We start from the raw sequence: 5,153 nt of genomic DNA on the forward strand, positions 1-5,153 counted from the left end.
CAAGGAAGACCGCTCCGGCCAGATGCTGCAGGAAGGCATCAACGAGGCCGGCGCCATGGCGTCGTGGATCGCGGCGGCGACCTCCTATTCCAATTCCAACACGCCGATGATCCCGTTCTACATCTATTATTCGATGTTCGGCTTCCAGCGCGTGCACGATCTCGCCTGGGCGGCGGGCGACATGCGCGCGAGGGGCTTTCTGCTCGGAGGAACATCCGGGCGCACCACGCTCAATGGCGAGGGATTGCAACACGAGGACGGGCACAGCCATATCCTCTCTGCGACGATTCCGAACTGCGTCAGCTACGACCCGAGCTTCGCCTATGAAGTGGCGGTGATCGTGCAGCACGGGCTGGAGCGCATGTATGGCGCGAAGGGCGAGGACGTCTATTACTACATCACCCTGCTCAACGAGAATTATGAACATCCCGCCCTGCCCGAAGGCGCCGAGGAAGGCATCATCAAGGGCATTTACCGGCTCAAGAGCGCGCCGGACGGGACGCCGAAGGGCAAGCGCGTCAAATTGCTCGGCAGCGGCGCGATTTTGCGCGAGGTGATCGCCGGCGCCGAGTTGCTGGAGCGCGATTTCGGCATTCACGCCGATATTTTCTCGGTCCCGAGTTTCAACGAACTCAAGCGCGAGGCGGATTCGGTCGAGCGCTGGAACCTGTTGCATCCGCTCGAAGAGCCGCGCGTCGCTTACGTCACGCAGGTGCTGGAGGCGGCCGGCGACGCGCCGACCGTGGCCTCGACCGACTACATCCGCGCTTTCGCCGAACAGATCCGCGCCTTCGTGCCCGGACGCTACAAGGTGCTCGGCACGGATGGGTTCGGGCGTTCCGACTATCGGCGCAAGCTGCGCAGCTTCTTCGAGGTGGACCGGCATTTCGTCGCGGTGACGGCGCTCAAAGCTTTGGCCGAATCGCAATTGCTGCCGGTCAAGAAGGTCGCCGAGGCCATCGAGCTTTACAACCTCAATCCGGAAAAGCCCGATCCGACCAAATCCTGATCGTCCGCCCTTCGCTTTCTTCTCCCTTCCGCGCCTTTGCGCGCGCCCATCTCGAGGTTTGTCCCATGTCTGCAATTGAAGTGAAAGTGCCGGATATTGGTGATTTCAAAGACGTTCCCGTGATCGAAATCAATGTGAAGCCCGGCGATGTCGTCAAGGCCGAAGACCCGTTGATCGTGCTCGAATCCGACAAGGCGTCGATGGAAGTGCCGTCGCCGCAGGCCGGCAAGGTGCTCGAAATCAAGCTGAAGGTCGGCGACAGGGTCAAGGAGGGCGCGCTGATCCTGACGCTGGAAGCCGAAGGCGCCGGTGCGGCGGCCTCGGTCGTGGTTTCGCCGACGCCGGCGTTCCTGGCCGCCGAAGTCGCGCCGGCGACGAACCCGCCGGAGCCGCCGGCAGCTGAGGCCGCCGCGCAAAAAATCGCCGGTCCCCCGCCTGTGCTCGGCCCTGATGGCGCGCTCCCCGATTTCGGCAATGTCTTCGCCTCGCCCGCCGTGCGCCGTCTGGCGCGCGAACTCGACCTCGACCTGACCAAGGTTGCTGGAACCGGCGAAAAGGGCCGCATCACCAAGGACGACGTCAAGGCCGTTCTGGCCGGCGGCAAGGCGGCGCCGGCGGCGGCGGTCTCCGGCGGCTCCGGGATTCCGGAAATCCCGGCGGTGGATTTCTCCAAATTCGGGCCGATCGAGGAAAAGCCCCTGTCGCGGATCAAAAGGCTGTCAGGCCCCTTCCTGCACCGCGCCTGGCTCAATATTCCCGCCGTCACCCAGCAGGACGAGGCCGACATCACCGATCTCGAAGCCTTCCGCAAGGAACTCGACGACGCCGGCAAGGCCGCCAAGACCCCCTATCGGGTTTCGCTCCTGCCCTTCCTGATCAAGGCCAGCGTGGCGATTCTGCGGACATTCCCGGATTTCAATTCGTCGCTCAATCCGGCGAAGGACGGGCTCATCGTCAAGAAATATTACCATATCGGCTTCGCCTGCGACACGCCGGATGGGTTGGTGGTGCCGGTGATCAAGGATGCCGACCGCAAGGGCGTGCTCGAAATCTCCAGTGATCTGGCGGCGTTGTCGGCCAAGGCGCGCGACGGCAAGCTCGGCCCGGCGGAAATGTCGGGCGCGACCTTCACCATTTCCTCGCTCGGCGGCATTGGCGGCACCGGCTTCTCGCCGATCGTCAACGCGCCGGAAGTCGCGATTCTCGGCGTGGTGCGCTCGAAAATGGCCCCGGTGTGGAATGGAAGCGAGTTCCTACCGCGCCTGATGCTGCCGCTTTCGCTGTCCTATGACCATCGCGTCATTGACGGCGCGGCGGCGGCGCGGTTTGCGCGGGCGCTCGCCGTGCTGCTGGAAGATGTCCGCCGGCTGGCGCTTTAAAAAATCGGGGGAAGAGAAATGGCTCAGGAAATCAAGGTCCCCGATATCGGCGACTTCAAGAACGTGCCGGTGATCGAAGTCTTCGTGAAACCGGGCGATGTGATCAAGGCGGAAGACCCGTTGATCGCGCTCGAATCCGACAAGGCGACGATGGAAGTGCCGTCGCCGCTCGGCGGCGTGGTCGCCGAAGTGAAGCTGAAAGTTGGTGACAAGGTCGGCGAGGGAACGTTGATCCTCACGCTCGAAGGCGGCGATGCAAAACCCTCCGCCGCGCCCGTCGCCGCTCCGGCTCCTGCCCCCGCCGGCGCGCTCCATGCCGAAGTGCTGGTGCTCGGCGCGGGCCCGGGCGGCTATTCCGCCGCCTTCCGCGCCGCCGATCTCGGCAAGAAAGTGGTGGTCATCGAGCGCTGGCCGGTGCTTGGCGGCGTCTGCCTCAATGTCGGCTGCATCCCGTCCAAGGCTTTGCTGCACGCCGCCAAGGTGATCGACGAGGCGGCGGATTTTTCCAGCCACGGCATCAGCTTCGGCAAGCCGGAAATCGACATCGGCAAGATCCGCGACTGGAAGGACAGCGTCGTCAAGCGCCTGACCGGCGGCCTCGCCGGCATGGCGAAACAGCGCAAGGTCACGGTCGTCACCGGCCTCGGCGCCTTCGCTTCGCCCAACACCATCGAAGTGACGGCCGCGGATGGCGCCAGACAGACGATCTCCTTCGACAAGGCGATCATAGCTGCGGGCTCCGAACCGGTTACGCTGCCCTTCATCCCGCATGCCGACAAGCGCGTCATCGATTCGACCGGCGCGCTCGAACTGGCCGATGTGCCCAAACGCCTGCTGGTGCTCGGCGGCGGCATCATCGGGCTCGAAATGGCCACGGTCTATCATTCGCTCGGCACGAAAGTGACCGTGGTCGAACTCCTGGACCAGATCATCCCCGGCGCCGACAAGGACATTGTCGCGCCCTTGGCCAAGCGTATCGAGAAACGCTACGAACGCATCCTGCTCAAAACCAAGGTCGTCGCGGTCAAGGCCGAGGACGCTGGCCTGCGCGTCACTTTCGAGGCCGCCGACGGCGCGAAGACCGAAGACCTCTTCGACAAGCTGCTGGTCGCGGTCGGTCGAAAGCCCAATGGCAAGCTGATCCATGCCGAAGCGGCGGGCGTGAAGGTGGACGAGCGCGGCTTCATTGCCGTGGACAAGCAGTTGCGCACCAATGTGGCGCATATTTTCGCCATCGGCGATATTGTCGGCCAGCCCATGCTCGCCCACAAGGCGGTGCATGAGGGTCATGTCGCGGCGGAAGTCGCCAGCGGCCACAAGGCGGCCTTCGACGCCAAGGTGATCCCCTCGGTCGCCTATACCGACCCGGAAGTCGCCTGGGTCGGCCTGACCGAAAACGAAGCCAAGGCCAAGGGCGTCAAATATGGCAAGGCGAGCTTTCCCTGGGCGGCCTCCGGGCGCGCGCTGGCGCTTGGCCGCGACGAGGGCGTGACCAAATCGATCTTCGACGCCGAAACCAAACGGCTGATCGGCTGCGGCATGGTCGGCCCCGGCGCCGGCGACCTGATCGCCGAAGCGGCGCTCGCCATCGAAATGGGCGCCGACGCGCAGGACATAGCCCTGACCATCCACCCCCATCCGACCTTGTCCGAAACTTTTGGGCTGGCGGCGGAACTATTCGAGGGAACGATCACGGATTTGATCGCGCCGAAGAAGAAATAGGCGGGGCGCCGGAGACTCCCTTCTCCCCTTGCGGGAGAAGGTGGCCGAAGGCCGGATGAGGGGTTAACTTATAAGAAACAAAAAGTTGCGCTGCGGAAACCCCTCATCCGTCTCGGCGCTTCGCGCCGATCCACCTTCTCCCGCAAGGGGAGAAGGGGCGCGCTCGCATGACGGGTTGCCGGTTGTCGATGCCTAAAGCTAGGCTCACCCGAGCGAACGACGCAAAACGGCGGATAGCGGAAGACCAAAGGCTCCACCCGCAACGGCGGCTTGTCGTAAATTGCCGACCCTGGCGAAAATTTCCATCGCAGCATAGCGCCCGTTTATTCGACGTACCCATTTATTCTGCAAATCGGAACCGAATAATGGATGTTTCTTAATGTCGCCCGAGTTTATTCTTTACCTTTTGAAATACCCTCCCAATGTCAAATTTTTTCCTCTCTGAACGCCTCTGCATGGCGCCAACTTGGTTTCGCAGCTCGGCGACTTGAGTTCGCAGATCGACAGCTTGGGTTCGCAGCTCGGCGACTTGCGGCCGCAGCTCGGCAAAATGCTTTAAAATTGTTTCGGTATGCGCGAAAGCGCCTCTGACCTCTGCTCTCATCATTTTGATTTCGAAATCAAGCTCGCGCGCCGCCTTCTGCACGATCAAACGCTGGACGATAGACGATTCGGGATGTCCGGCAAGGATTGTCAGATTCCTGTGTGCCCCACGGGAGCTATGCTCGAAAAAGACTTCAAGACCCGCGGTTCTCGCAAGTATGGCAAGACTTTGCTTGGAAAAATGTAGAATATGCTCATGCATTTCATACAGCTCTCCACCATGCCGCCCTTGCCACAACAATCCCTCGCCTAAACTGGCCTGGGACGGGTGAGGTACGTCAATATAGATGACGCCTTCATGATCAAGGCGCTCAGAAAGCGCCTTGAGAACCGTCACCGGATCCGATACATGCTCGAAAACATTTGATGCGAATATAAATTGATACGTACTTGGCTGATCTGGGGACTTTCCTGCATTCAAATCATCAACGAATATTTGC

Annotated in this window: 3 protein-coding genes and 1 pseudogene; 3 read left to right on the top strand and 1 reads right to left on the bottom strand. The window is 61.8% G+C overall.

Annotated elements, in window-relative coordinates; genetic code table 11:
- From aceE to lpdA, 3 genes and pseudogenes are all read left to right on the top strand, one after another.
- Positions 1 to 1,009: pseudogene (gene aceE / locus QZY01_RS15460) on the top strand (pyruvate dehydrogenase (acetyl-transferring), homodimeric type); the annotation flags it as partial.
- Positions 1,010 to 1,074: 65 nt separating this feature from the next.
- Positions 1,075 to 2,388, top strand: a complete 1,314-nt coding sequence (gene aceF / locus QZY01_RS15465; RefSeq protein WP_294538694.1) for a dihydrolipoyllysine-residue acetyltransferase — start codon at positions 1,075 to 1,077, stop codon at positions 2,386 to 2,388.
- 18 nt (positions 2,389 to 2,406) lie between these two features.
- Positions 2,407 to 4,110 (top strand): dihydrolipoyl dehydrogenase, encoded by a 1,704-nt coding sequence (gene lpdA / locus QZY01_RS15470; RefSeq protein ID WP_294538696.1) that lies wholly within the window; start codon positions 2,407 to 2,409, stop codon positions 4,108 to 4,110.
- 376 nt (positions 4,111 to 4,486) lie between these two features.
- Here the strand turns inward: lpdA and QZY01_RS15475 are convergent.
- The coding region (locus QZY01_RS15475; protein ID WP_294538698.1) for a methyltransferase domain-containing protein at positions 4,487 to 5,153 on the bottom strand (667 nt) is incomplete at its 5' end.

The organism is uncultured Rhodoblastus sp. (genome assembly GCF_903903185.1).
Classification (GTDB): Bacteria; Pseudomonadota; Alphaproteobacteria; order Rhizobiales; family Beijerinckiaceae; genus Rhodoblastus.